The sequence below is a fragment of the Serratia sp. BW106 genome, from assembly GCF_002607755.1.
GTDB lineage: Bacteria > Pseudomonadota > Gammaproteobacteria > Enterobacterales > Enterobacteriaceae > Serratia > Serratia proteamaculans.
Genome location: NZ_MCGS01000012.1, coordinates 55,604 through 81,121, shown reverse-complemented (window position 1 = coordinate 81,121; position 25,518 = coordinate 55,604). Strand labels below are relative to the sequence as shown.

Annotated in this window: 21 protein-coding genes; 5 read left to right on the top strand and 16 right to left on the bottom strand. The window is 53.8% G+C overall.

Annotated features, from left to right (window positions below; all coding sequences use genetic code 11):
• Window positions 1-15: 15 nt before the first annotated feature.
• The 11 genes from BEI65_RS10740 to BEI65_RS10690 form a co-directional block, all read right to left on the bottom strand.
• On the bottom strand, window positions 16-1,419 hold the full coding sequence (locus BEI65_RS10740; protein WP_099063312.1) for a GH1 family beta-glucosidase: 1,404 nt from the start codon (window positions 1,417-1,419) through the stop codon (window positions 16-18).
• Window positions 1,416-1,745 carry a PTS lactose/cellobiose transporter subunit IIA gene (locus tag BEI65_RS10735; RefSeq protein ID WP_099063311.1) on the bottom strand — a complete coding sequence of 110 codons (330 nt, stop codon included), beginning with the start codon at window positions 1,743-1,745 and terminating at the stop codon, window positions 1,416-1,418. The genes BEI65_RS10740 and BEI65_RS10735 overlap by 4 nt, the downstream gene beginning before the upstream one ends.
• The gene (locus tag BEI65_RS10730) at window positions 1,742-3,061 is read right to left on the bottom strand and encodes a PTS sugar transporter subunit IIC (RefSeq protein WP_099063310.1); all 1,320 of its coding nucleotides are present in this window, start codon (window positions 3,059-3,061) and stop codon (window positions 1,742-1,744) included. Before BEI65_RS10730 ends, BEI65_RS10735 begins: the two co-directional genes overlap by 4 nt.
• Window positions 3,062-3,147: 86 nt before the next feature.
• The gene (locus BEI65_RS10725; RefSeq protein WP_085119233.1) at window positions 3,148-3,459 is read right to left on the bottom strand and encodes a PTS sugar transporter subunit IIB; all 312 of its coding nucleotides are present in this window, start codon (window positions 3,457-3,459) and stop codon (window positions 3,148-3,150) included.
• Between the two features lie 146 nt (window positions 3,460-3,605).
• Window positions 3,606-4,493, bottom strand: coding sequence for an aldose 1-epimerase (locus BEI65_RS10720; protein WP_099063309.1), 888 nt, complete (start codon window positions 4,491-4,493; stop codon window positions 3,606-3,608).
• 13 nt (window positions 4,494-4,506) lie between these two features.
• Entirely contained in the window at window positions 4,507-5,565 is a 1,059-nt protein-coding gene (locus tag BEI65_RS10715) for a zinc-binding dehydrogenase (RefSeq protein WP_099063308.1), read from the bottom strand.
• Window positions 5,566-5,615: 50 nt separating this feature from the next.
• Window positions 5,616-6,602 carry an ABC transporter permease gene (locus BEI65_RS10710; protein ID WP_099063307.1) on the bottom strand — a complete coding sequence of 329 codons (987 nt, stop codon included), beginning with the start codon at window positions 6,600-6,602 and terminating at the stop codon, window positions 5,616-5,618.
• Window positions 6,603-6,631: 29 nt separating this feature from the next.
• Window positions 6,632-8,155 carry a sugar ABC transporter ATP-binding protein gene (locus BEI65_RS10705; protein ID WP_198404429.1) on the bottom strand — a complete coding sequence of 508 codons (1,524 nt, stop codon included), beginning with the start codon at window positions 8,153-8,155 and terminating at the stop codon, window positions 6,632-6,634.
• 14 nt (window positions 8,156-8,169) lie between these two features.
• Window positions 8,170-9,150 carry a substrate-binding domain-containing protein gene (locus BEI65_RS10700; RefSeq protein WP_369804760.1) on the bottom strand — a complete coding sequence of 327 codons (981 nt, stop codon included), beginning with the start codon at window positions 9,148-9,150 and terminating at the stop codon, window positions 8,170-8,172.
• A gap of 173 nt (window positions 9,151-9,323) precedes the next feature.
• A complete protein-coding gene (locus BEI65_RS10695; RefSeq protein ID WP_099063403.1) occupies window positions 9,324-10,727 on the bottom strand; it encodes a sugar porter family MFS transporter in 1,404 nt (467 codons plus the stop codon).
• Between the two features lie 36 nt (window positions 10,728-10,763).
• Window positions 10,764-14,054 carry a DUF5107 domain-containing protein gene (locus tag BEI65_RS10690; protein ID WP_099063304.1) on the bottom strand — a complete coding sequence of 1,097 codons (3,291 nt, stop codon included), beginning with the start codon at window positions 14,052-14,054 and terminating at the stop codon, window positions 10,764-10,766.
• A 107-nt stretch (window positions 14,055-14,161) separates the two neighbouring features.
• Here BEI65_RS10690 and BEI65_RS10685 point away from each other — a divergent pair, with 107 nt between their 5' ends.
• Both BEI65_RS10685 and BEI65_RS10680 read left to right on the top strand, forming a co-directional pair.
• Complete coding sequence (locus BEI65_RS10685) at window positions 14,162-15,364, top strand: ROK family protein (RefSeq protein ID WP_099063303.1); 1,203 nt, start codon at window positions 14,162-14,164, stop codon at window positions 15,362-15,364.
• 38 nt (window positions 15,365-15,402) lie between these two features.
• Window positions 15,403-16,008 carry a transglycosylase SLT domain-containing protein gene (locus tag BEI65_RS10680; protein WP_099063302.1) on the top strand — a complete coding sequence of 202 codons (606 nt, stop codon included), beginning with the start codon at window positions 15,403-15,405 and terminating at the stop codon, window positions 16,006-16,008.
• Between the two features lie 64 nt (window positions 16,009-16,072).
• Here the strand turns inward: BEI65_RS10680 and BEI65_RS10675 are convergent, their stop codons facing one another.
• Window positions 16,073-18,238 carry a YgiQ family radical SAM protein gene (locus tag BEI65_RS10675; protein ID WP_099063301.1) on the bottom strand — a complete coding sequence of 722 codons (2,166 nt, stop codon included), beginning with the start codon at window positions 18,236-18,238 and terminating at the stop codon, window positions 16,073-16,075.
• Between the two features lie 613 nt (window positions 18,239-18,851).
• Between BEI65_RS10675 and BEI65_RS10670 the strand changes: the two genes are divergently transcribed.
• Together BEI65_RS10670 and BEI65_RS10665 are read left to right on the top strand one after the other, a co-directional pair.
• On the top strand, window positions 18,852-19,409 hold the full coding sequence (locus tag BEI65_RS10670; protein ID WP_099063300.1) for a tyrosine-type DNA invertase: 558 nt from the start codon (window positions 18,852-18,854) through the stop codon (window positions 19,407-19,409).
• A 215-nt stretch (window positions 19,410-19,624) separates the two neighbouring features.
• Window positions 19,625-20,482: a helix-turn-helix domain-containing protein gene (locus BEI65_RS10665; protein WP_099063299.1), complete on the top strand. Its 858-nt coding sequence runs from the start codon at window positions 19,625-19,627 to the stop codon at window positions 20,480-20,482.
• Between the two features lie 14 nt (window positions 20,483-20,496).
• Here BEI65_RS10665 and BEI65_RS10660 read toward each other — a convergent pair whose 3' ends face one another.
• The 3 genes from BEI65_RS10660 to gbpA all read right to left on the bottom strand — a co-directional run bounded on the left by BEI65_RS10660 (window position 20,497) and on the right by gbpA (window position 24,015).
• Window positions 20,497-21,924: a DUF1996 domain-containing protein gene (locus BEI65_RS10660; RefSeq protein ID WP_099063298.1), complete on the bottom strand. Its 1,428-nt coding sequence runs from the start codon at window positions 21,922-21,924 to the stop codon at window positions 20,497-20,499.
• Window positions 21,925-22,005: 81 nt separating this feature from the next.
• Entirely contained in the window at window positions 22,006-22,530 is a 525-nt protein-coding gene (locus tag BEI65_RS10655) for a cytochrome b (protein WP_232519070.1), read from the bottom strand.
• A 69-nt stretch (window positions 22,531-22,599) separates the two neighbouring features.
• A complete protein-coding gene (gbpA, locus tag BEI65_RS10650) occupies window positions 22,600-24,015 on the bottom strand; it encodes an N-acetylglucosamine-binding protein GbpA (RefSeq protein WP_099063297.1) in 1,416 nt (471 codons plus the stop codon).
• 261 nt (window positions 24,016-24,276) lie between these two features.
• Here gbpA and gspS point away from each other — a divergent pair, with 261 nt between their 5' ends.
• Entirely contained in the window at window positions 24,277-24,657 is a 381-nt protein-coding gene (gene gspS / locus BEI65_RS10645; RefSeq protein WP_099063296.1) for a type II secretion system pilot lipoprotein GspS, read from the top strand.
• A 5-nt stretch (window positions 24,658-24,662) separates the two neighbouring features.
• Here gspS and BEI65_RS10640 read toward each other — a convergent pair whose 3' ends face one another.
• Window positions 24,663-25,505, bottom strand: coding sequence for an A24 family peptidase (locus tag BEI65_RS10640; protein WP_099063295.1), 843 nt, complete (start codon window positions 25,503-25,505; stop codon window positions 24,663-24,665).
• Window positions 25,506-25,518: the final 13 nt, after the last annotated feature.

Below are 25,518 nucleotides of genomic sequence, written 5' to 3'. Positions count from 1 at the left end.
CTGTTTTATTCCCCGCTACAACTGCTCGCCATTGGTGGCGATCACCCGCTGATACCAGCCAAAACTTTGCTTCTTCTTGCGTGCCAAATTGTTGTCGTGATCGACGTACACAAAGCCGTACTGCTTTTGGTAGCCGTTGAGCCAGGAGAGCAGATCAATAAACGACCAGGGGTAGTAACCGCGCACATCAGCGCCCTGCTCGATCGCCGCGCCGATCGCCTGAATATGATCGCGCAGATAGTCAATGCGGGGTTGATCGCGCACTTCCCCCCCGACGATCGGATCCTTGGCACCCAGGCCGTTCTCGGTAATGTAGATCGGAATGTTGCCGTAGCGTTTGACGATGCGGCCAATGGCGTCGGTCAGCCCCTGCGGATAAACCTCCCAGTCCCAGTCGGTGTAGACACCGTTCGGGTTGCGCACCAGTTTAAACAGCCCCTTGAAACCCAATTCACGCCCGCTGCCCTTCTGGCCGCTGGTGTTGATGGCATAGCCCTCGACGTCGTCGTTGTGGGCCACCATTTCGCGCTTGTAGTAATTCAGGCCGATAAAATCGACGATATTGTCCTTCAGCAACGCCTCATCTCCCGGCGCGAAATGCGGCACGCCAAAGGCCTGCTGCGCCATCGCCAGTAGCTCCGCCGGGTATTCGCCCTTCAGCACCGGATCGTACAGCCAGTGGGTGAAGATCCCCTCGGCGATCTCGCAGGCACGGCGATCCTCTGGCGAATCGCTGATCGGATCGTTCGGTTGCAGCACATTGACGAAGCCGATCTGACCGTTGATCTTCATTTCACGGAAGCTTTTCACCGCGCGGGCATTGGCCAGGAACACGTGATGACAAGCCTGAATGCCCTTTTTAGGATCGGTCAGCTTGGGCGGGTGCGCCCCGGTGAAATAGCCCATGCCGATAAACACAATGGTTTCGTTGAAGGTGGACCACAGCTCGACGCGATCGCCAAAACGCTGATAACACAGACGGGCATATTCATCGAACGCATCAACAATCTCACGTGATTCCCAACCGCCAAACGCGTCCTGCAACGCCTGCGGCAGATCCCAGTGGTACAGGGTGATCATCGGCTTGATATTGTGCTTCAACAGTTCGTCGATCAGATCGCTATAGAATTGGATCCCGGCTTCATTCACCTCGCCCCGCCCCTGCGGCAACAGCCGTGGCCAGGAGATCGAAAACCGGTAGGTCTGCATCCCCAACTCGGCCATCAGCGCCACGTCCTCGCGGAAGCGATGGTAGTGATCGACCGCCACGTCGCCGTTGGTGCCCTGATAAGTGGTGCCCGGCAGATGGGAGAACAGATCCCAGTTGGACAGGCCCTTGCCATCGGCATCAAAGCCGCCCTCAACCTGATAAGAGGCGGTCGCCGCGCCCCACAGGAAATCCTTCGGAAAAACGCTCATTGATTTTGCACCCCGTTCTGCTCCAGTAATCGGTAAATTCTCACCAGCTCCTCCACCAGATCGCGCGCCAGCATGGCGTTCATGATGTGGTCCTGCGCATGCACCATAATCAGGTTGACCGGCAGCTTGCCTTCCCCCTCGTCAAAACCGATCAGCTCGGTCTGGGTGGCGTGAGCGCGCTTCGCCGCCAACTGCGATTCCGCCAGCAGAATATCTACCTGATCCCACTGATACTTTCGCGCCGCGTACAGCGCCTGCATGGCACAACTGCGCGCCTCACCGGCGTTGATGATCAATTCCATTACCGCCGTTTCCATGTCGATCATTCGGTGACTCCTTGTGTCTGTTCAATCTGATCCGCTTCGCTCACTTCCTGATCCAGCAACTGTTGCTCATAGACCTTAAAGAACGGGTAATAGATCAATGCCGATACCGCCGCCAACAGCAGCACCAGTAGCGCGGCTCGGAAATCCCAACCGGTGGCCCAGGCGGCGCCAATCGGCGCCGGTGCGGTCCAGGGCACCACCGAGATCACCCGACCGATCAGATCCAGCTTCACTGCCGAATAGGCAATGATCGAATTGACGATCGGCGCAGTGATAAACGGGATAAAGAAGGTGGGGTTCATGACGATCGGCGTGCCGAAGATCACCGGTTCATTGATGTTGAAACAGCTCGGCACCAGGCTCAGCTTGCCGATCGACCGCAGGTGCGCCGAACGGCTGCGCAGATAAAGCAACACCAGCCCAAAGGTGGCGCCGGATCCGCCGATGACGATAAAGAAGGTCCAGAAAGCCTCCATAAAGATGTGCGGCATCGGGTGGCCAGCAGCCAACGCATCCTGATTGATGCCCAGATTGGTCAGCCAGAAAGCCTGTAGCATGCCAGAGACGATCACCGCGCCGTGAATACCGGCGAACCACAACAGGTGGCCGATCAACACCGCCAGCAGTATTGCCGGCAGCGAGTCGGCGGCGGAAATCAGCGGCTGGAACAATGCCATGATCGCCTGCGGCAACAGTAAATTAAACTGGTGCTGCACCAGCAGGCTGAGCGGATACAGAGTGATCACTACTGCCAGGATCGGGATCAGCAGATCGAACGACTGTTTGATCTTGGCCGGTACCTGTTCCGGTAACGAGATACCGATATTGTGCAGTTTGAGAAAACGGATCAGTTCGGTGGTGTAGACCGCCACCAGAATGGCGGTGAAGATCCCTACGCCCCCCAGCGCAGCGGTCGGCAGCATCTTTTCAGTCTGGGGCGCGGCGACCAGTAAAAACGACATCAGCGCCAGCATCGCCGCCATAAAGGGATCGAGCTTATAGCTCTGCGCCAGGTTATAAGCGATAGCAGCAGTAATATAAATCGACATGATCCCCATGGTCATATTAAACGGGGTAAGAATCGCCACCTGATGTTTCTCTGCCGCCCCCAGCCACCATTGGGCTATTCCCCAACTGCTGTCGGCGGAAAAAGGCGGGTAGGCAAAGACCAATAAAAAGGAGCCGACAATCATAAATGGCATCGCGGAAATAAAGCCATCGCGGATCGCCATAATATGTCTCTGGGTCGAGAGCCTACCGGCAATCGGGCTGATACGGTTTTCAATAAAATTGAATGCGGCCTGGCTGATACTCATGGTTCAACCCTCGGGACGTTCTGAGTCAATGGTCACAGGGCGAGAAAGCCGGCGGCAACAGGCTGCAGCAGGCGGCCCTGCTGGGATCAGTGTTGTGCGATCATCGTTAAGGCTTCGGCGAGGATTTTATCGCCGCGCATCATGCCGTAATCCATACTGTTAATCACCGCGATCGGTTTATTTTCCCTGTCGGCGATCTTTTTAAAATCGGCCAGCTTATATTTAATCTGCGGTCCAAGCAGACAACATTGATAATTCGCCAGCGTGGTTTCAAACTCCTCAATACCCACGGCGATAATATCCACCTCAATACCCTGCTGTTCGGCAGCCTTCTTCATTTTATTGACGACCATGCTGGTCGACATTCCAGCGGCGCAGCATAAGAATATTTTTTTCATCCGTTCTCCTGTAGCCAATAAACGCAAATGGGTCAGTTGAGGAATGAGTATGGTTTCAAAAACGGAAAAACTGCAACCGGTTTCAGTAACCGGTTGCAGGGTTTAAACGGGTTCTGTGAAGGAGATCCGAATTTTAATTTTCGGACTTAAAGCGCTGAATAACTGAGCAGCATGGCCTGGCTGAAGCTCTCACCTTTAGCCAGGCGGCGCAACCCACCCAGCCCCGCCATATTATGCGCATTGGCGGCGTGCGACATCGGTTCCAGGCAGAAGAATTCGAACTGATAACCCGGATCGAACGCCGGATCGGAAACAAACATAAAGTACACCGGGCAGGCAGGCTCGGTGCTCATTTGCAGTTGGCTACCCTGCTCCGGCCACTGGATCTTTGCCTCGCCATTCCAGCCGCCAAATCCGTTATTCACCCAGCGACGGGGGATCGCGGCCAACCGGTTAAAGTCCATTTCCTCGCTGAGCGGCACCTGTTCGCCCGCCAGCCACTCTTCGGCCTCCAGCCAGTAGGCCTGAGCCGGTGCCTGCACCCGGGTATCCGGCGTTAACGGAAAATACGGGTGCCAACCTAACCCATAAGGCATCGGGCTTTCGCCACCATGCTCCACCCGCAGTTCGATTCTGAGTTGCTGCTGATCCAGGGTAAAACATTGCTCAACCCGGTACTGATAAGACCCTTCGGCATGCTGATAACTTAAACGAAGGAAATCGCTGCGCTGCTCAATGCACTGCCATTGCTGCAGCCAACCATCGCCGTGCAGGTAATGCCGATCCCAACTTGTATTGGGGCAAAGCGCATAGTCCCGTCCTTCGAAACTGAACCGATTTTGGTTGACCCGGTTGCCAAAGGGCACCAGCGGAAAGCAGCCCGATTGCAACGCCGGAGTGTCTTCACTCAGCGTTGCCGGCCGTAACAAAGGGATTTCCCCCTCTGGGCTATGTGCAGCCAGTTTCAGCACGCTGCCACCCAAGGATGAAACCACCAGCGTAAGACTGCCATTATCCAACCTGAACAAGGCCATATTGCCTCCGGAGTTAATCGGCGAAGTTAATGACCACTTTGCCACACTGGCCAGAAGCCATCAGCGCATAAGCCTCTGCGGCCTGCTCAAGGTTGAAACGGTGGGTAATGGCAGCATGAGGATGCATTTTCCAGTCATGCAGATCGGTGCAGCATTTTTCCATATGGTGCAGGCTGGTGACCCAGGAGCCAATGATCCGCCGCTGGTGGTGCATCAGGTCGGCGCTGACTTCGAACTCAACCTTGCCGGTTTCACCAATGTAGATCACCCTGCCCCAGTCTGAAGAGGCTTGCAGCGCCAGCAGGCGACCTTTGGCATTGCCGGAACAGTCCAGCGTCACATTGGCACCGCCCGCCGTCAGTTCACGAATACGCTCTGTCACGCCGTCGCCGGTCAGGAATCCGTGATCCATCAGCCCCAACTTTTTCGCGGTGGCCAGACGTTCAGGGATAACATCAACGCCAATCACCGTTTTCGCCCCACGGCCCTTCGCCAGCATCATCGCCATCATGCCGACCGGGCCAAGTCCCACCACCAGCACGTGATCGCTGCCGGAGACTTCACCCCGCACAATGCCCTCATAGGCCGTACCGACGCCGCAGGAGATAAAAGCGCCGTCTTCATAGCTGAGCGAGTCTGGCAGATGGATCAAATCTTTCTCTTCCGCCAACAGGTAGTCGGCATGCCCGCCATCCCGCTGCCAGCCATAAGCGGCCTTGCCCTCACCGGTGCAAGAAATCGGGTAACCCCGGCGACAGTTACTGCAAAAACCACAGCCGGAAATATGGTACACCAGCACACGATCGCTCTCGCGAAAATGCCGACAACCCACCCCCAAAGCCACGATCTGGCCACAGGGTTCGTGGCCATTAATAAATCCCCGATATAAAGGTTGATCCGGCGCGGCCGCCGTCCCCCGATGCTGGTGATAAATATAATGAATATCGCTACCGCAAATACCGGACGATTTCATTTTAATCAACACCTGGCCAATACCCGGCTGTGGAATATCAACCTCACGCAGCGTTACACTGGAATTTCCGGGCAAATAAGCTGCCAACATTTTTCCCATGTTATTTTCCTTTAAAATTTAATAAAGAATTTTTTGTGCGCAATGAAATATTATTGCTTACTGTTCTTTTGCATCACAATAATATTCACCAGCACCGCCAATACAATAATGACACCCCTGACCACCTGTTGGAAAAAGGAGTTAATGCCCAGTAACACCAAGCCACTGCCAATCAGGGTGATCACCAGTACGCCAAGCAGGGTGCCGAGCATTGAGCCACGTCCGCCGGACAAGGCGGTGCCGCCCACCACCACGGCAGCAATCACGTCGAACTCCAGACCGCTGGCCGCCCCGGCGTTACCCGAACCCAGGCGTGCAGCCAGCAAAATGCCCGTCACTGCGGCCAGCAGACCGGCGATGGTGAACAGCAGCACACGAATGCGCCTGACGTTGATCCCACACAGTTGTGCCGCGCCGGCGTTACCGCCAATCGCGTATACCGAACGGCCAAAAGCGGTTTTCTTGCTGATAAACTGAAACACCACGAACAGGATCAGCATAATCACCGCTGACACCGGCAGCCCCAGCACCTGGCCGCCCAACCAATCCAGCACGGTATTTTCTTCGATCGGTACCGGCAGCGCGTTGGTCATAAACAGCCCCATGCCGCGCAATGCGCTCCACAACCCCAACGTGGCAACAAAACTCGGCACGTTGAACCTGCCACGCAGCACCCCGGCAACCGATCCCAGGGCCGCCCCCAACAGCAGAGACAAGATCAGCGCGATCGGCAGAGGTATCGCGTATTGCATCAAATACGCCAGGATCACGGATATAAACGCCACCATCGGCCCCACACTGACGTCAATTTCCCCGGAAATAATAATTAACGTCATCGCCCAGGCAGCAATGCCGATAGTGGCTGCATCGCGTAATATGTTCATTTGATTGTTCAGCGAAATAAACCCGGGAGCATAAATAGAGAACACGAGATATAACACGATAATAATAGCCAGCAAGCCCAGCTCATTGGCATGCTTGGATAATTTATGGGTCTTGGCTATTTTCATTTCAGGTACCAATGTAGACATTGTCATTACCTCCGGCGTATGCAATAACGGCAAAATTATTGGATCATCAGCACTTCAGACATCAATTGTTCAACGTCCACGGGTGAGATAAATTCCTTCGCTATCCTTCCCTGCTGTAACAATAAGATCCGGTCGCAAACCTGAGGTAACTCCTCGACTTCACTGGACACGAAAATAATACTTTTCCCTTCCGCCGCTAATTCACGGGCGATGCGATAGATTTGATTTTTGGCTTCTACATCGACACCACGGGTCGGCTCATCAAGCAATAAGATCCGGCTCCTGGCATAAACCCAACGACCAATCACCACCTTTTGCTGGTTACCCCCAGAGAGCGTCACGATCGGCGTACCGGTCGCTGCCGTTTTCACCCGCATACGGCTGACGATCGCCGACGTCGCTTGTTTGATCTTCAGCCAGTTCAGCACGCCATAACGGCTTACCGCACGGCTGTCGGTCATCACGGTGTTTTCATCCACCCCCAACAGCGGCATGATGCCTTCAGCCTTACGGTTTTCTGGGGTGTAGGCCATACCGCGTTTGAGCATACCGGCATAATTCGGGGCAATCAGCGTTTCCCCGTCCAACACCAGTTCACCTTCGGTAAAGGGCGTCAGGCCGACAATCGCTTTCAGCAATTCGCTGCGGCCCGCCCCCAGTAACCCGGCGATGCCCAGGACTTCACCACGCCGCAGTTCAAAACTGACCTGATGCAATTTTGGTGGTAACGATAGCTGTCTGACCGCCAACACCGTTTCGCCCCCGACAGGTGCCGTGACCCACTGAGTGTGGTGATCCTGATGGCCTAACATCAGGTCGACAATCTGCTGAGTTGAAGTGTTATCCAACGCCACATCCCCAGCCACGCAACCGTCACGCATGATGGTGCAGGAGGACGCCAGCCGGCGGATTTCATTCATCCGGTGGCTGACATACACCACCGCAATGCCGGCAGCAGACAGGCGCATCACCGCCGCAGCCACCAGATCCGCCTCGGCATTGGCCAGCGAACTGGTCGGCTCATCGAGGATCACCACTTTGGGATCCCCCTGAATAACGCGGGCTATCTCCACCAATTGCTGCTGCGCCGGGCTCAGATCACGCACCCATTGTTGTGGGTCGATATCAACTCCCAGCCGGTCCAGCGCCCGTTTCGCCTGCTCTGCCATGCGCCGGGCATCAATCACCCCGGCACGCTGCGGCCAGACGCCCAGGCACAGGTTTTCCGCTACGCTCATATCCTGCACCAGGCTTAACTCCTGGTAGACAGCCCGTACACCGAGCCTGGCGGCACGGCGCGTCAACTGTTCCTCCGGCCCATCCAACTGTTGTTCACCGATAAAGACCTGCCCGGCATCCAGCCGTTCGCTACCGGTGAGCATGCGGATTAATGTGGATTTACCCGCGCCGTTTTTCCCGAGTAACGCGCGCACCTCACCACGGCGCAGAGTAAAATTAACATCTTGCAACGCTACCACTCCCGGGTAGCGTTTATGCCCGGACTGGATACAGGCCACCACCGGTTGCTGTGCCAGACTGCTCAAGACCCTGTCGCTCATGGGAGTCTCCTGCATCAAGGTAAGCCATCTTTGTGAGTCGCCAGCCAGTCAGTCGCGCTCTGCGTGGTGGCATAGAGATCTATCGGTACCTGCACCACTTTTTGAGCGACCGGCTGCCGGTTAATGGCACTCATCACCTGAGCAAATGCCAATGCCCCCATCTTCTTGCCGGAGATATCCACCACCGCTTGCAGCACTTGCCGGTTTGCCAGCTCCTGGGCAATTTCAGTGGTCATATCCGAGCCGAACACCACGGTTTGCCCGACCTTGTTCTGATTGCGAACGGCTTTAACGGCACCAAGCGTAGCGCCGCCGGATTCACCGAAAATAGCATCGACCTTGCCGGATGAAATCAGCAGTTTCTCACCCACCGATATCGCTTTATCCAGCACCGTACCTTCCTGATTGGCGACTATCTTCATGCCCGGTACTTTCGCCTTCAGCGCATCTTCAAAACCTTTACGGCGCTGTACGCAGACTTCAAATGCCTCACAGTTAATCACCGCAATTGTCGGCTCCGTTATTTTCTTCTCAATAAAGTAATCGGCCGCGCTATTCCCCAGTTTCTTACCAAATTCATATGGGTCCCCTACCAGATAGGCATAGACATATTTATCTACACCCTTCTCGTTAATGCAGGTGTTGTAACAAATCACCGGAATATTCGCTTCGTGGGCACGTTTAATCGCCCGCACACTGCCGTTGGTTGAAACGGCAGAGAGCACCACGGCACTCACATCGCGCGCGATCATGGTATCGATAAACGAACTTTCTTTAGAAACATCCCCTTGTGCGTTGGTTTCTATAATGCCAATTTTGCCACCGGCCTTGTCTGCGCTATCTTGTACCCCCCAGCGCACCCCGGCGTAATATCCCTGGGTATCAAGATAAATGGCGCCAATAGTCATCTTCTCGTCTTTGGCCTGCACCCCTGTACTAAAAATAACGATGACCCCGGTAATGGCTAACATCATGTGTCTTATTTTTTTCAGCAACATTGTTGTTCTCCAGTTAATGTTTATTAACCCCTTGCTGCATATTTTCATTATTGCGACTGATGGCCGGGACTTGCCGCCTGTGCGGCCCAGTCCCAGAGCACCAACTCATTACACTAAATGATCAAGTTGATTACTTTTCACCACAGGATCACGCATTAAACTAAACAGAGTTAAGTAAACTCTTTTTCCTTGCCGGCGGCAGCTCCTGTCGGGACGAGCTGCTGCTCCAGCGCCTCCAGCGTGATGCCTTTGGTTTCCGGCACTCTGGCGTAGATAAACAGTGCTCCGGCCAGGCAGATCGCGCCGTACAGCAGGAAACTGCCCGCGGCGCCTAACGCAGCATTTAACAGTGGGAAGCTGTAGGTCAGCACGAAGCAGGCGACCCACAGGGCAAAGGTGCCTGCCGCCATCGCCGCGCCACGGATACGATTGGGGAAAATTTCCGCCAGCAGCACCCAGGTGACCGGCGCAAGCGTGACGGCATAAATGGCGATGGCAACCAGAACCAGCAGCAGTACCGGCAGACCCAACAGACCATAGGCATAGGCCGCCGCCATCAGCAGGTAGACAGCCGTCAGTCCGCAGGCGCCGATCAACATCAACCGGCGTCGACCGATGCGATCCACCAGCGGCAAGGCCAGCAGGGTGAAGATCAGGTTGATCAACCCGGTGGCAACGATCGACTTCAGGGTATCGTTGATATCAAACCCTGCCGAAGCGAAGATCTCCTGCGCATAGTTGAAGATCACGTTAATACCGCACCACTGCTGGAAGACCGCCAGCACAATGCCAATCACCAGCACCGGTCGCACATCCCCGCGCAGCAAAGCACGGAATGGCACCTTGCCGCTGTCCTTGTCCAGCGTCTGGCGGATCTCCGTCAGTGTTTGCCGTGCGTATTGTTCGTTACCGATACGCCTCAATACCCGCTGCGCCTGCTCATGACGCCCAGCCTTCGCCAACCAGCGCGGTGATTCGGGGACGGCCAGCATTAACAGCAGGAAAGCCAGCGCCGGTACCAGTTCAGCGCCAAACATATAGCGCCAGCCAATCTGCCCATTCCAACTGGCCAGCAGATCCGCCTGGCTGGCATTGGCCACCACCGGATCGGCGATCAACAGGTTGATCAACTGCGCCGCCAGCACGCCAATCACGATCGTCAGTTGGTTCACCGCCACGAAACGACCCCGCTGCGCCGCCGGACTGACCTCGGCGATATACACCGGCGACAGAGCCGAAGCCAGACCAATACCGACTCCACCGACAATGCGATAAAAGATAAAGGCATCGAAGCTGGTGGCCATGGCCGTGCCCCAGGCGGAGATCACGAAGGTTAACGCGGCGATCGCCAGCGGCAACTTTCGGCCAAAACGATCCGACAGCAGCCCCGAGATCAGGGCACCAAAAATACAGCCCACCAGCGCCGAGCTCATCGCCCAGCCGGACTGCGCAGGATCGGTAATGCCGAAGTACGCCTCGTAAAAGGGTTTGGCACCGCCGATCACTACCCAGTCATAGCCGAATAACAGGCCGCCGCAGGCGGCGACCAGGCAGATGGTCCAGACATAGGACATGTTCAGTTTATTCGTCACATCAACCTCCTTCGGGCATCAGTTTGCTAAGGCTTCGGCCAGTACACTGAATAAATGCGCTTTGTCATGCGCCGGATTGCACGCCAGCAACGCTTTCAACGTTTGCTGCGCTGCCGTGAGCTGCCCTAATCCCAACTGCGCCAGCGCCGTCACCAGCAGGCAATGCTGTTGATGGGCCTGTTGCAGGTCGTTGTCCAATGCCATCAGATCCGGCAGAGAAACGGCAAAGAAATCGGCGCCAGGCGACACCTCAGGCTGTTGGTGCACCCATTGCTGCATTTGCGTGAACACCTGTTCGGCCTGCGTTGACTGCCCAAGTTGCCTGAGCGCCATGCCGCGATAGAACAGATAATCCACCGGTTGGTCGTTGTAATAGCGGCTTTGCGTCAGCTCGCTGTGCCCCGCGCAGGCCTGTTGCCAATAGCCTGCGGCAGCGTCGAGGTTGCCCTGGCGGGCAGCACCGATCCCGAGCCAATAGTAAATATCATTGTCGCTTTGTCCGGCCAGGCGGCCCTCCCCCAGATTGTGCGGGTAGTGCAACGCCGACTGCAGCAAGTCATGTGCCTGCAGTAACTCACCCTGTTGCAGCGCCTGAAACGCTAACCGCTGCAGGTTGATCAGGTACTGGCCGGTGACCTTGCCTTCACCGCCTTCCCACGGGTGGAACTGCCGTTGTTGCAGGACCTGTTGCGCGTCACTCAGCCGCCCGCACTGGTTGTACAGGCTCAGCAGTTCGGCAGTAAGATCGTCACGCCTGGCCACCACCGGTAAATGTTGTTCCAGCAAGGCCAGCCGCTGTTCAGGAGCCGCTCGCAGATGCTTATTCAGTTGATCCAGCTCGAACAGTAACCGGGCATCATCAGGCTGCAGGGCGAACGCCCGCTGCAGATATTCCAGCGCGACATCATGCTGCTGGAGCTTGTTGAAGCTGTAGATCCCCAGGTTGCGCCAGGCATCGGCAAACCCCGGCTGTCGCTCGACACAGCGCTGCCATAACGCCACCGCCTGCAAGTAGTTGCGCTTGCTGTAATGGAAGCAACCCAACAGGTACTGCGCAAAATCGCACTCCGGCAGTTGGCTCAGCATCTGTACTTCGTTCAGCGTATTGGGAAAGCGCACCTGTCGGCTAAAGCTGTCGCGCGCCTGCGCCAGCAACTGTTGGTATTCACTGTCGCTCACCTCGCCTTTGCGCAAGCTGGCCAGCAGATAAAGTGGCAGGGTTTCCTGGCTGTCCAGCAGCGTCAACAGTTCAACCGCCTGCCGTTTGGCCCCCCACTCACACAGTTGACCGGCAATCGTCAGCGCATTGATACCGCGGCAGCCCGTCACCGCCCGCAAACGCTGTAAATCGACCGCTTCGCGGGTTTGCGCATAGCGCAGGTAATGCAGGCTGTAATGCAATGGGCGAGCGGCCAGCTGTTGCGCAATATAGGCCAGGCTCTGCTCCCCCTGACCCAGGCGTTGCAACAGCAGTGCCTTCAGGGCGATCAGTGGGTAATGGCTGGCATTAACGCTCAGGCTGCTTTCACAGAATTCCAGCGCCTGCGCATCATCCCCGCGCCGTGCCGCGACTCGTGCCAAGCCGTAGAAGCCACCCGGTTTACCATTGCCGCTCCAGATGGCGCGGTAAAAATCTTCATAGGCCGCGCTGTCGTCACCCAATTGTTCATGAGCGCAGCCGCGGATCAGGCTGGCCAATCCGCACTGTGGGTTACGGTTTAGGTGATGTGCGCGTGCCAGCGCGTCGTCAGCATAGGCGATGGCGCGTTTGAAATTGGCGCGGTTATATTCCAGCGTCGCCAGAGCCAGATTGCAGCGATAATCAAGCGGATCCAGCTCCAGACCGCGCTGGTAATAGTCGAATGCCGAACGACTGGCGTGATTGTATTGCTCCAGATGCTGGCCGATAAACCAGGCCTCATCCGCACTGTCGATTTGTCCGGCTTCCCGTGGCGCTTTGGCAGGCTGCGGCAGTTCTGCTGCCGGATCGGCCTGATGCTGGCGATAGCTGAGTACGCTGCGCCCTTGCGAGTCCGACAATTCCATGGTCAGGCGACCCGGGAAATCACCGCTCAGGGTCTCCAACAGCGCCGCTCCGGGGTTGAGATCGACACGGCGGTCGAGCAGCAACTGTTGGTCGCTATCGCTGCGGATCACCAGCCGATGTTGCAGCAATGGCGCAACCGCATACAGCCCCCATACCAACTGCCGGCCGTCGCTTTCCAGTTTCAATGCCGCACGGGTGTTGGCGTTCTGCACCATGCCGAGGGTGTTGTAGGGCAGGAAATTCTGTACGAAGCATTTTTCTTCGTAAGCATCGAGCCAGGTGAAGTCCGGTTGGTTATCGGTGTAAACCCCGGTCATCAGCTCAATGTACGGGCCGTTGCTGTCGGTCAGGTTGCGATCCCAGGCCTGGCCAAACTCACCGTGGCCCCAACTCCATTGCTTCTTGCCGGGGGACACATGGTGATCGGCGATATGCAGCAAACCGCCCTGCTCATCGTGGCTGTAGGCACCGACAAAGTCATAGTCCGACTTGTGCGCCATATAAGACGTCGGCACCGGGATATTCTTGTAACGCGAAATATCCACGCCAGCCGAGTAATCCACTTTGTAGTAGGTGCCGGTGGCGATAGGGAACGAAGACACATCGCGCTTGCCGTGGTCAAAAACGGCGGTCACATCCGGTGGGAACACGCTCTGGTGATCGTCCCCGCCCTTCACCGCCGGGTTGGCCCACCAAAGGAAATGGCGCGGTGTCGGGTTGGCGTTAAAGATCCTGGCGCTGATTTCGATCAACGCCCGGTCGGGATACAGAGTGAAACCGACCATCACCTGCAGTCCGCGCATCGGCTCCACTTCCCCCAGCCAGACGGTCTGCGCACCGTTATCCTGTTGCTGAGTCTGACAATCCACCGGCATGTAGGTGGTCGGGCGATGGTGCTGCGGCCAGTTGAATTCGATCCCGCCGGAGATCCACGGCCCCAGCAGCCCCACCAGCGCCGGCTTGATCACGTCGTTGTGGTAGACAAAATCACGCTGTTGCACCTTGTCGTAAGCCCGGTGAATACGCCCACCCAGCTCCGGCAGCAGCATCACTCGCAGGTAGTCATTTTCCAGATAGACCGCCTGATAGCGGCGCAGGGATCTTTCACCGCTCAGGGTATCAATCACGCCGTAGGGGTAAACCGCGCCGGAAGATCCCTGATAGACGCGGTTTTCCAGGAACATCGGGTGCGAGTCCTGCTCACCGGTACCGTAAGTGGGTAATTCAACCTGTTCTTGCCAAACCTTGACTGTCCCGTGCATGCTTTCCTCTCTAAAAATACTGAACATTGCGTTTCAGGCAGTCTAGATGACAGAATTGATGACTTTATGCGCTACCATCACGCAATACACTAAACGGGGTTTAATGAATGGCCTTGCAAGGTTTGAACAACCAGCGGGTGCGCAATTTTAATAAACGGGTGCTGTGCGCGCTGCTGTATCGGGAAAAGGTTGCCAGCAAGTCGACGTTGGCGCGGCTTTCGCAATTGTCTATTCCTGCGGTCGGCAAAATCCTCGACGAACTGCAGGAAGAGCAGCGGGTAGAGCACGATCCGCATAACCTGCACAGCCGCGGATTGGGAGGTGGCAGCTATCGCATCGCCGCCGCAGGACAACGTATTCTGTGTCTGAACGTCTCCCCCTATCTGATTGAAAGCATCGTGGTCGACGGCCTGATGACACCTTGCAGCGCTTTCACCCCACTGCCGATTGTCGCTACCACGCCGCAGGCGATGCTGCAGGAAATGGTGCAGATCTACCATCTGCACAGCCGCCAGCAGGGCATGCCGCTAAAAATCGCTTTGTCGATCCACGGCCAGGTCAACCCGCTGACCGGGGTATCGCAGCGCATGCCACAGGCCCCGTGGGAAGGTCCGGTAGAGATAAAATACCTGCTGGAAGAACGTCTGAAGACCGAGGTTTTGCTGGATAACGACTGCGTGATGCTGGGGTTGGCGGAAAAGTGGCAAAATAACGCTAATCTGCAGGACTTTTGCGTGATTAACGTCGATTACGGTATAGGATCCTCGTTCGTGATTAACCAGCAGATTTACCGGGGCAGCCTGTTTGGCAGCGGTCAGATTGGCCATACCATTATCGACCCCGATGGCAGCCTCTGCGCCTGTGGCCGCTACGGCTGTCTGGAAACCATCGCTTCGCTGTCGGCGCTGAAGAAAAAGGCCCGCATTCAGCTCAAAGTCACCCCCTGGGCACAGCAGGAGGGCGAAAGGATTAAAACCCCCACCACCGCTGAACTGATTGCTCGTTATCATCAGGGAGATGCTGCGTTGCAGGTATTGGTGCAACGCGCCGCCCAGGCGATTGGGCTGAGCCTGTATAACTTCCTTAACATCCTCAATATCAACCGTATTTATCTGTATGGTCGCAGCTGTGGATTCGGTCAGGCCTGGCTGGACACCATCATCAGCCAGACCGGTTTCAACCCTTTCGACCGACACGACCAAATCCAGGCTCAGGCCACGCATATCGGTTTTGGCCAACTGACGCGCGCACAGCAGGTGATGGGGATTGGTTATCTGTATGTCGAACAGGCACTGACGGAGATGTTATGATGCCCGACTTTATCCCAGCAAAAACAAGACGGAGCACCATGAACCCCACTCTACGAGGCTGGTCACGCGCAGGCATTGTCTGCCTGATGCTGATCCTGGCCGGTTGTTCCAGCAAAAAACCACGCACCAGCTACGATGCTCACGCTTTTGATGATGCGATTGAAGATGCTGCGGATAAATACGATGTCGACCAAAAACTGATCGCCGCGATGATCAAGGTGGAGTCCGGCTTTAACCCGGCAGCCATCAGCCGGTCAAATGCTATCGGTTTAATGCAGTTGAAAGCCGATACCGCCGGTTGCGATGCCTATCGCTATAAAGGAAAACGCGGTTGCCCGGACGAAGACGATCTGCTGGATCCCGATACCAATATCGATCTCGGTGCCGCCTATATTGCCACCTTGCAAAAACAGCAGCTTAAAGGGATCGAGGATCCTGTCACCATGCGTTACGCCACCATCATCGCCTACGTGAATGGCACCGGTGCACTGTTGCGGACCTTCTCCAGTAACCGTCAACAGGCCATCTCAATGATTAACAATCTGTCGCCGGAAGCCTTTAACTGGCATGTCCGTAAATACCATCCTTCCTCGCAGGCGCCACGCCATTTGATGAAAGTGGAAGCCGCCTACGAACAATTGTGATGTTCAAAAGCAAAAAAGGAGAACCCGGGGGTTCTCCTTTTCGTTTAAGCGCCTGACCTGGCCGTTAGGGTTTGCTGTTACGGATCGGCTTGCGTGGCGGCTTATTGGACGGCGTACGCTGACGGGTGATATCGGTGTGCTTGGTCAACGCCGGACGAGTATGGCGCTGCAAGCGCTTGGCTTCACGCTGCTCGTCGATGCTTGGCGCCGGTACCAGACACTCGCGACGGCTGCCGATCAGGTGCTTCATACCCATCTCTTCCAGCGCAGTACGGATCATCGCCCAGTTGGCCGGATCGTGATAACGCAACAGCGCCTTGTGCAAGCGACGCTGACGATCGCCCTTCGGGATCACCACATCTTCGCTCTTGTAACCGACCCGGCTCAGCGGGTTTTTACCGCTGTAATACATGGTGGTGGAGTTAGCCATCGGTGACGGGTAGAAGTTCTGCACCTGGTCGAGGCGGAAACGGTTTTTCTTCAACCACAGCGCCAGGTTCACCATATCCTCATCGCGGGTGCCCGGATGCGAAGAGATGAAATACGGGATCAGGTATTGCTCTTTGCCCGCCAGCTTGGAGTAATGGTCAAACAGTTGTTTAAACCGATCGTAGCTGCCCATGCCCGGCTTCATCATTTTCGACAGCGGGCCTTCCTCGGTGTGTTCCGGAGCAATCTTCAAATAACCACCCACGTGGTGGGTAGCCAATTCTTTGATATAGCGCGGATCTTCTACTGCCAGATCGTAACGTACTCCTGAGGCGATCAGGATCTTCTTGATGCCCTCAAGCGAACGCGCACGGCGATACAGCTTGATGGTCGGCTCGTGGTTGGTGTCCATGTAGGTACAGATTTCCGGATACACGCACGAGGCGCGGCGGCAGGTCTGCTCTGCGCGCGGGTTGGTGCAGCGCAGCATGTACATGTTGGCGGTTGGGCCGCCTAGGTCGGAGATCACGCCGGTAAAGCCCGGTACCTTGTCACGGATCTCTTCGATTTCACGAATAATGGAGTCTTCCGAACGGCTCTGGATGATGCGCCCTTCATGCTCGGTGATCGAACAGAATGAACAGCCGCCGTAGCAGCCACGCATGATGTTGACCGAGAAACGGATCATGTCATAGGCTGGAATGGTTTCCTTGCCATAGGACGGATGCGGAATACGCTGGTACGGCAGGGCAAACACGCTGTCCATTTCCGGCGTGGTCAGCGGGATAGCTGGTGGGTTAATCCACACGTAGCGGTCGCCATGTGACTGCATCAGCGCACGGGCACAGCCCGGGTTGGTTTCATGATGCAAAATACGCGAGGTATGCGCGTACAGCACCTTGTCGGCCTTCACCTTTTCGAAGGAAGGCAGCAGCACGTAGGTTTTTTCCCACGGCTTCGGCTTGGCAGCACGTACGGTGACTGGCTTGGCTTCCGGCTCCGGCTTGCCGCCGTCGGCACACGGCAGGTCATCACCGTAAGGGTTGGGAATAGGCTCAATGCGGCCCGGTTTGTCCATCCGGGTAGAATCCACGCCGGTCCAGCCTGGCAATGCGCCCTTGCGCATCACTGCGGTATTACGGATATCGTGGATCTCACTGATTTTTTCACCGGCGGCCAGACGGTGCGCCACTTCCACCAACGGACGTTCGCCGTTGCCGTAGATCAGCATGTCGGCTTTGGAATCCACCAGCACCGAGCGGCGCACGGTATCCGACCAGTAATCATAGTGAGCGATGCGACGCAGGCTGGCTTCAATGCCGCCCAGGACAATCGGCACATCTTTATAAGCTTCTTTACAGCGTTGGCTGTAAACCAGCGTGGCGCGATCCGGACGCTTGCCACCCACGTTGCCGGCGGTATAGGCATCATCGTGGCGCAGTTTGCGGTCAGCGGTATAGCGGTTGATCATCGAGTCCATGTTGCCGGCGGTGATGCCGAAAAACAGGTTCGGTTTGCCCAAACGCATGAAATCTTCTTTATTGCTCCAGTCCGGCTGCGCAATGATGCCCACGCGAAAGCCCTGCGCTTCCAGCATGCGGCCGATAATCGCCATGCCAAAACTTGGGTGATCGACATAGGCGTCACCACTGATAATGATCACATCGCAGCTGTCCCAGCCCAGTTGATCCATCTCTTCGCGCGACATCGGTAAAAACGGCGCGGTGCCATAACATTCGGCCCAATAAGGCTTATAGGAAAACAATTCACGGTCGGGTTGGATCAGGCTGGTAGTGCTCATTCTGGTGCTCTTTCACAGGTTAATTAATCGCCGGGCGGCGATTATACGCACTAGTGGCAAAAAGAGCATGGTTATTTCACAGATCGGTCACATCTCGGGGCTGGCGCCGGGGACCAAGATTTATCGGAAGTCATCACGGGAGGAAGGAGCTGTGACATCGGTCTCTGCGCGCAAGCCTGCCAGCCTGGGTTGACGAGATTGGAAGGAGCTGACGTTCGGCACAGGTCCCTGTGGTGTTTAATTATGGTTAATATCTACCCAATTGTAATAAAAAATACAGAATAGAATTGAAACAAAAACCATTAAGATATTTGTTTAACCCTTATGACTTTATAAAGAATAGTCTTAAATACATAGGAAAATCATAAATAAATAGCAATTTATCAAAAATAAAATAAAGCCATCTCATTGTTTTTAAATGATATAGATACCAACAAACAGAATACGGCAAAAATTATGAAGCCACAGCAAAAATCAAGTAGAAGATGAACATCTAATTATGCAACTATAAACACGTAAGACTTATCCTAAGGATTGCGATCTGTTACAAAATATATCATTGAATGACCCACCTATTTAATTATCACCACACATATATACAACGGAGGTAAATATGAAACAAAATATAAGAAAATATTTGGATGAATCAGAAATAAAAAGCATGATCGAGAGTATTCCAAAAAGCCTGAACGCCTGGCGTGACCGATGCATGATCAGTATGTGTTTTATCCATGGGCTGCGCGCCAGCGAACTGAGCGGTATGACATTGGATAATATCGAGTTGGATGCAAAAAGAATCTACATACCCCGTCTGAAAAATGGTCTTTCCGTACAGCACCCATTGCATGAAAATGAAATTGCCATGTTGAGCGGCTGGTTGGAAATAAGAAAAAGTTGGCGTTATGCCGATCTGCCCTGGCTTTTTCTCTCACGAAAAGGCGGACGTATCTCCCGCCAGCAAATTTATCGACTGATACGCCACTATGGTCAAAATGCCAATATCAAAATCCCGACACATCCCCACATGCTACGCCATGCCTGCGGTTATTGTCTGGCAAATCAAGGTATTGATACCCGTTTGATTCAGGACTATCTGGGGCACCGAAACATTCACCATACGGTACTCTATACCGCCAGCAATGCCATGCGCTTTCAGGCGATTGAATTCTGATTCACTGGCCTGACCCAAGAATGTCCCTGTCTCACCACCGATAAAAAACAGATGGCCTGACTATAAAAAAGCCATAAATTAACCGTGGGTAACCACCCCAAAAAAATATCATTAGGAATAATAATTGAAGATAATTAAACGCAGGGTTAACTATTTATTTCGGCACAATGGACACCTAACCTGTCATTTTTTTAAATTATCGAGACCTCCTGTCCATGAAAAATAATAATAATGGACTGACTTACCGTCATGAAACAGAATTGACTATTTTCTCTACACAATGGGAACACGGTCAGATTGATAACGTTCAGGTCAGCGGCGCTCATTTGGCTCAGCTTGTACGCCCCAGCCACACCCTGATCGTTTATGACAGCTTTCAGGCACCTGACGGCAGTACCACCGTCCATGGCGACATTTGGTTTGACCAAAAACGGATACCCTGCAAACGTGCGATTGCCCAGGTTGCAGACCTGATCCCCTGCGGTTGCGGCTTTGAAGCTATGACCTATATAGAAGGCACTCTCAAATATACCGCCATTTCAGTTTCCCCCGCATTGATTTCGTTATTCCCTGCCGGTGAAACGGGGCTGAACATTGAACCGAGCGCTAACATACGCAGCCCAATAATCAAACAGCTGTGTGCCAGCCTTAAAACCAGCACCGATGAATTGCATGCCTCGTCCCTGATGCTGGCATTGCTAACAGAAACTTCGCAGTACCTGCGAACGTTGTTCACCACCACGCACAGGCACGAAGCACTCTCCAAAACACAACGCGAACAGCTGGCCTGCTATATTGAAGAAAACCTGGGCGAGACCATCACACTCCAGGCTCTGGCCCAGCTCGTGGAGTTAAGCACCTTCCATTTTTCCCGGGTCTTTAAACAGTATTTTGGCCTGCCGCCCTATCAGTATGTCCTGCAGCGACGCCTGGAACGGGCGTATCAACTGGTCATCACTAGCCGGCTGTCTCTGACAGAGATCTCCGCCCAATGTGGGTTCAGTGCCCCGGCCCAATTCAGTACGCACTTTCGGCGTCATTTTGGTCAGTCGCCTTCATCACTGCGTTCATAATGACCGGCGGGATATTAGCCGTTTGTAACGGGGGAGAAATTGAAACGAAGCACCGGGCTGCGAGGCCCTTCCTTGCTGCTGAACTCGGCATCCGTGGCTTCCCCGCCGCTTAGACAAAAGTTGATTTCACGCTGGCCTGTTTGTATCGCCAGCATAACGGCGGCAGTCACATTAAAGGTCTTTTGCACGGAATCACTCCACATCTGCGCGTGATCCAGTGGAGCTGCAGATGGACAGTGGGTAAGAGCATGCCCGCCTTCATTTTCATCCCAGTTCCCCTCCGCTAACGCGTATAACCGCACCTGCCCGGTTTCACCGCTGACCTGACGCCCATACAGACGCAGGTCGGCTTTGCTGATGTTGAGGTTGTCGAGGCGTTCCGGCAAAGCAAACTTCAGCAGCCCGATGTTTTGCTCTCCGCCTACTTTGATGATCGGATCATCACCATGAAAACGTCCATCTGCCAGTGAAACCCAGGCATCGGCGCTGCTACGTTCGAAATCCCCTGGTATATCCTTGTCACAGGCCAGGGTGCGATTAAGGCACTCCTCCACACTATAGCGGGTAGCGCGCGGGCTCCAGGCAGAGAAGAAATCCGCATGGGCACTATAAAGATTGCCCCAGATCGGTTGCAAACTGCCATCTGCCTGCAGGGTCGGGTTCATGGACAACAGAGCGCCTTTCAGGTTGCCATTATCGCCCAGCGCATAGTGAATACGCATATTCAGCCGCGGGATTTTCACCGGATAGTTTGCAGGGCACAGCCCACTTTCCACATCGCTGTAAGCTGCATTGCGTTTTTGCGGGGAAGTCGTCAGGCTTTGGCCGTCCCAACAGTCCGGGAAGGTGAGCGAAATATTGAATTCGGCGCCTTCATAAAACCCGGCTATCTGCGGGCAGCTTTCCGGCGGAGCATTTGAATGTTCCCCTCCCTCAAGCGTCGTGCGGCAATAAAACCAGATGTTGGGATCATATTGCCCCTGCGGCCGATGGTGATTACCGGCCAACAGTTGTAAGCCCATTGGGAGGGGGGCAGCAGCTTGTTGTGCCGGTTTCTCGTTGCGGTAATAGACCTTGATATAGTTGGGGGTGACTATGCTGCCATCGGCCCGTTTAAGCTGCGGTGCCCAATACGAAGAGGCGTCATAGGGCGAGGTGCAGGTGGTGCTCGGGGCCTGTAGCAATGATTCGGCGGTACTCATGGCATTACCCCCGGTATTGCCAAAAAAATCATGAATCATCGATAACCCCGGTAAATTCGGCATCACAATGGCATCGTCCGCCAGCGTATGGGAGTAATCGCATACCACGTTAAAGATGCCAACATCGCCACCATCAATCACCTCTGTGGGTGTGAACTCGGGTACCAAAGGGGAAGCGAGCGTTAAATAAGGAAAGAAGAGAGCCAGAGAAATAAGACTCGCAATATTGCTCCTGAACATACTTTTTCCTTTTTTAAGTAAATAGGCTACATTTTATTACTGCGCACGCTAGGCCTGGATTAATCATGGGCATCCCGGCAGTTACACCATTCTTGAAAGAATATTTTTCTTATCAATTAGCTGGTGTTTGATTACCGCAGCAACATGCATTAACAGCATCAGCCCCAGGGCCATACAACTGTAACGATGAACGGTGAAAAAGAAGAGATTCACCTCCAGGTTATGCAGCGGTTGCGGAACCGGCAGCATGCCAAATAAGCTATAGCCGTCCTTCAACATTAAAAAACCACTGATTAACACCACGAAGATGATCAGATAAAAAACCTCATGCAATAAAATAACCAACCCTTTTTTATTACCCTGAATATGTTCACCGTAGGGCACTGCCGGTCTGAAAAAACGCCAGGTGAAACGCACAATCATCAACAGCGTCATCACCGTTGCCAATGACATATTCAGCTCTGAAAAAAAGCTAAAAATCTGGGGATCTGAAATAAAATGCAAACCATAGCCTACCAGCCCAGCATAAATAATCCCTACGGCCAATACCCAGTGTAATATGCGTGAAAAACGATCGTAGCGAGAACGTGGCACATGGCTTTTCATATTCAGTAACCTCCTTATTATTGATGAAAAAAGTCGGCCGGGACAGGCCGACAAAAAATAGCGTTGCCGTTAGTTTTTTAATATCCAGGCTTCTTGCCAGTTGCTGCCAACACCGGGCTCAAATTGGGTAGTAGAACCTGTCCATTGTTTGCAATAGCCGCTGTAAGGGAAAGGTTTGCACTGGTAGGTTTTGCCATTCTTGGGTTGTAGCACCACTGTCCCAGCGGTGTAGCTATCGAGGCCTTCGGGGAAGATATATTGATAGTTGCCGGAAGAAGTGTCTTCAATTTGTAGGTTAATCACATCCTGTTTGACTAACTGGCCTTCTTTGTTGGTCGCGAAGTATTTCAGCATATGATGGCCGGCAGTCACCTCATTCAGAGGCAACGTCATCTCCAGGCTATCGTCCGCGACGTTTTGCTTCAGGTAACCTTTTTCGCTGCCCTGATGATTAATCACCCTGGCTTCAAACGTGACCGCGCCCTTGACGTTAACCTTGAAACTCACGTTGGCGTGCCCATCCTGGATTTTATCCACCTGAACGCCGGAGACTTCCACTTCCTCTTCAACGGCCTGGGTCTGCTCTTCATACGAGATGACCACGTTGCTCAGGCGGCTGTCATCCTTGACGAACGCGCTGTTGTTGCCATAAACCGGATTGACCTGGCCCTGGTTATCCTTGACGCCAACACGGATATCGCTGTGTTTGCTGTTGATCAACACGGCCAGGTCATGTGACCAGCGGTTTTTATCCGTCTGCGCCTGGCTGGCAATGGTCATTTCGGTACGTAGTGACGCCACTTCACCCTGGTCGTCAAAGAAACGAGCAATAACCTTATCGCCCTCCTTCAATGATTTGCCGGCAACCTGACCCGAAAGCTGTTTGCTCCATTCCGAAGTCGCGGTTTCACCTTCACCAAAGTCAACGTCAATCACCTGATAGAAGCTGTTAGCGGTATCGGCAATTTCCCAAACACCGTAAATCACCTGATAACCACTGCGTTCTGGTACGTTACATTCCGTCACCTGGCGTTGGGACGGCATTTGTCCATGCCCCTCTTCCTGACAGAAAGGTGCAGACTCAAACGCCTCACGCGTCAGTGGCTTATTTGCATCCCAATTTTGTTTGGTGATGTAATAACGCCAGTTATTGGTTTTATGTTGAGCCGTATGGTACCAGGTAAATTTATTTATCCCCGCCTTGATCGGATTCTTGGCCCACATATTCATGCTTTGCTTATCAAGTGGAGAATAATTAGGAATGCTGGCGCTGGCCAGTTCACCGTCGCGCGGTAAAGGCCCCGACGGGAAGCCTGAATCTTTCTCAACGCTCTGTGGTTCATACTGTACCGGGCCGCAGTCGGTATTTTGCTGTAAATTACACTTATAAGCGCGGCTTTGCGGCGATTCCACATAACCATGGGCTAAAGCACCACAGGAGAGAGTCAATGTGGCTACAGCCAATGCGATTTTTTTCAATTCCATTTTGTCACCAGAGTTAAAACCAGAATTTAAATGGTTAAACGGTGAGTTTTTCTACCCACAGCTAACCGCCATTTACTCTGTGGACATCATAAATATTTCCTCACCCACCACCTCTTAAAAAACATGAATATAAGAGGTTATAAGTGACATCAGAACACCGATACCACATAATATTCAACAGGGAATAAAAACATTATTCCTGACGTTTATTTTTGAAATAATAGGCGTAAAAACCCTTAAGTTAAACGGAGTCTGTGAGTTGTGAAAAAACTAATTCTATTATCTTTTGTTTCATGCAACATATTATTAACCGGGTGTGCAACATCGACTCAAAGCAACACAGATCCCACACTGAATGGCCAGCACCAACAACAATTAGCAGCATTGATCGCGGGAAGTGAATATCTAAAAGAAAATTGCCAGCGCAGCGATATCCCTGCGATGTCGGTTTTAACAAAAACGGCAATCTCGGAGGCTAAAAAGAAACAGTGGCCGGTCGATGAAACCCTGTCCGACACGCTGCCGACAGAAGCCAGAAATATCATTAACCGGTTAAATCAGGACCCAACTCCGGTTGCACAGAAATGCGCTTACTTTAACCAATCCCTGGCCACTTTCATTGAAGCCTCTCGTCGGCAATAACCCGCTTACAACAGTAACATCAGGCAAAAGACCCCGGCAGCACACAGTCCCGGACCAAAAGGTTGGGGCTGGCTCCAGCCATTTGCCCGTTTTTTCGAACATAACAGAGTGACAATCAGCGTTGCGGTGGAAGCGATCAACAGGACCTCGGGTAATTTTTGCCATCCCAGCCAGGCGCCAAGCGCCGCCAACAGCTTGAAATCGCCGTACCCCAGCCCCTCCCTCTTGGTGATAAACCACATGCCCCAATACAGCGACCATAACACCAGATAGCCTCCCATCGCGCCGAGCACCGCATCACCAAGAAAATCCGGCTGCTCCAGCCAATGCCAAAACAAACCGCACCACAGCAAACCCAATGTCAGGATGTCCGGCAAGATTTGATGATGAAAATCAATGATGGCCAACGACAATAGCAATGCACTAAATACCATGATCATCACCCAATCTCCCCCTGGGAGCCGATAGCAGGCCAACAAAGTGGCGATCACCGCCATCGTCAGTTCAACCGCGGGATATGCCCAGCCTATCTTCTGCCGGCATTGGCGACAGCGCCCGACCAAGAGCAGCCAGCTGATCAGAGGAATATTATCGTACCAGGCGAGCCTGTACTGACAACGGGGACAATGTGAGCGCGGCAGAAACAGGTTTAGTCTTGCCGGCGGCGCTTCTTCAACCCGAGTGCCTGTCGGGGATTGCGAGGCTAAATAATCCATCACCAGCGTTTTTTCTTCCTGCTCCATCATCAATGGCAAACGATAAATCACCACATTGAGCAAACTGCCAATGCACAGCCCTACCAGCCCCGAGAGCAATGGCCAAAGAAAAATATCAGAGTAAAACGACATGCTTATTCCTCTT

Bases quoted from the DNA above. Each gene is read 5' to 3' on its own strand.
- BEI65_RS10740 (WP_099063312.1), bottom strand. From the start codon at position 1,419: ATGAGCGTTTTTCCGAAGGATTTCCTGTGGGGCGCGGCGACCGCCTCT.
- BEI65_RS10735 (WP_099063311.1), bottom strand. From the start codon at position 1,745: ATGATCGACATGGAAACGGCGGTAATGGAATTGATCATCAACGCCGGT.
- BEI65_RS10730 (WP_099063310.1), bottom strand. From the start codon at position 3,061: ATGAGTATCAGCCAGGCCGCATTCAATTTTATTGAAAACCGTATCAGC.
- BEI65_RS10725 (WP_085119233.1), bottom strand. From the start codon at position 3,459: ATGAAAAAAATATTCTTATGCTGCGCCGCTGGAATGTCGACCAGCATG.
- BEI65_RS10720 (WP_099063309.1), bottom strand. From the start codon at position 4,493: ATGGCCTTGTTCAGGTTGGATAATGGCAGTCTTACGCTGGTGGTTTCA.
- BEI65_RS10715 (WP_099063308.1), bottom strand. From the start codon at position 5,565: ATGGGAAAAATGTTGGCAGCTTATTTGCCCGGAAATTCCAGTGTAACG.
- BEI65_RS10710 (WP_099063307.1), bottom strand. From the start codon at position 6,602: ATGACAATGTCTACATTGGTACCTGAAATGAAAATAGCCAAGACCCAT.
- BEI65_RS10705 (WP_198404429.1), bottom strand. From the start codon at position 8,155: ATGAGCGACAGGGTCTTGAGCAGTCTGGCACAGCAACCGGTGGTGGCC.
- BEI65_RS10695 (WP_099063403.1), bottom strand. From the start codon at position 10,727: ATGTCCTATGTCTGGACCATCTGCCTGGTCGCCGCCTGCGGCGGCCTG.
- BEI65_RS10690 (WP_099063304.1), bottom strand. From the start codon at position 14,054: ATGCACGGGACAGTCAAGGTTTGGCAAGAACAGGTTGAATTACCCACT.
- BEI65_RS10685 (WP_099063303.1), top strand. From the start codon at position 14,162: ATGGCCTTGCAAGGTTTGAACAACCAGCGGGTGCGCAATTTTAATAAA.
- BEI65_RS10680 (WP_099063302.1), top strand. From the start codon at position 15,403: ATGAACCCCACTCTACGAGGCTGGTCACGCGCAGGCATTGTCTGCCTG.
- BEI65_RS10675 (WP_099063301.1), bottom strand. From the start codon at position 18,238: ATGAGCACTACCAGCCTGATCCAACCCGACCGTGAATTGTTTTCCTAT.
- BEI65_RS10670 (WP_099063300.1), top strand. From the start codon at position 18,852: ATGAAACAAAATATAAGAAAATATTTGGATGAATCAGAAATAAAAAGC.
- BEI65_RS10665 (WP_099063299.1), top strand. From the start codon at position 19,625: ATGAAAAATAATAATAATGGACTGACTTACCGTCATGAAACAGAATTG.
- BEI65_RS10660 (WP_099063298.1), bottom strand. From the start codon at position 21,924: ATGTTCAGGAGCAATATTGCGAGTCTTATTTCTCTGGCTCTCTTCTTT.
- BEI65_RS10655 (WP_232519070.1), bottom strand. From the start codon at position 22,530: ATGAAAAGCCATGTGCCACGTTCTCGCTACGATCGTTTTTCACGCATA.
- gbpA (WP_099063297.1), bottom strand. From the start codon at position 24,015: ATGGAATTGAAAAAAATCGCATTGGCTGTAGCCACATTGACTCTCTCC.
- BEI65_RS10640 (WP_099063295.1), bottom strand. From the start codon at position 25,505: ATGTCGTTTTACTCTGATATTTTTCTTTGGCCATTGCTCTCGGGGCTG.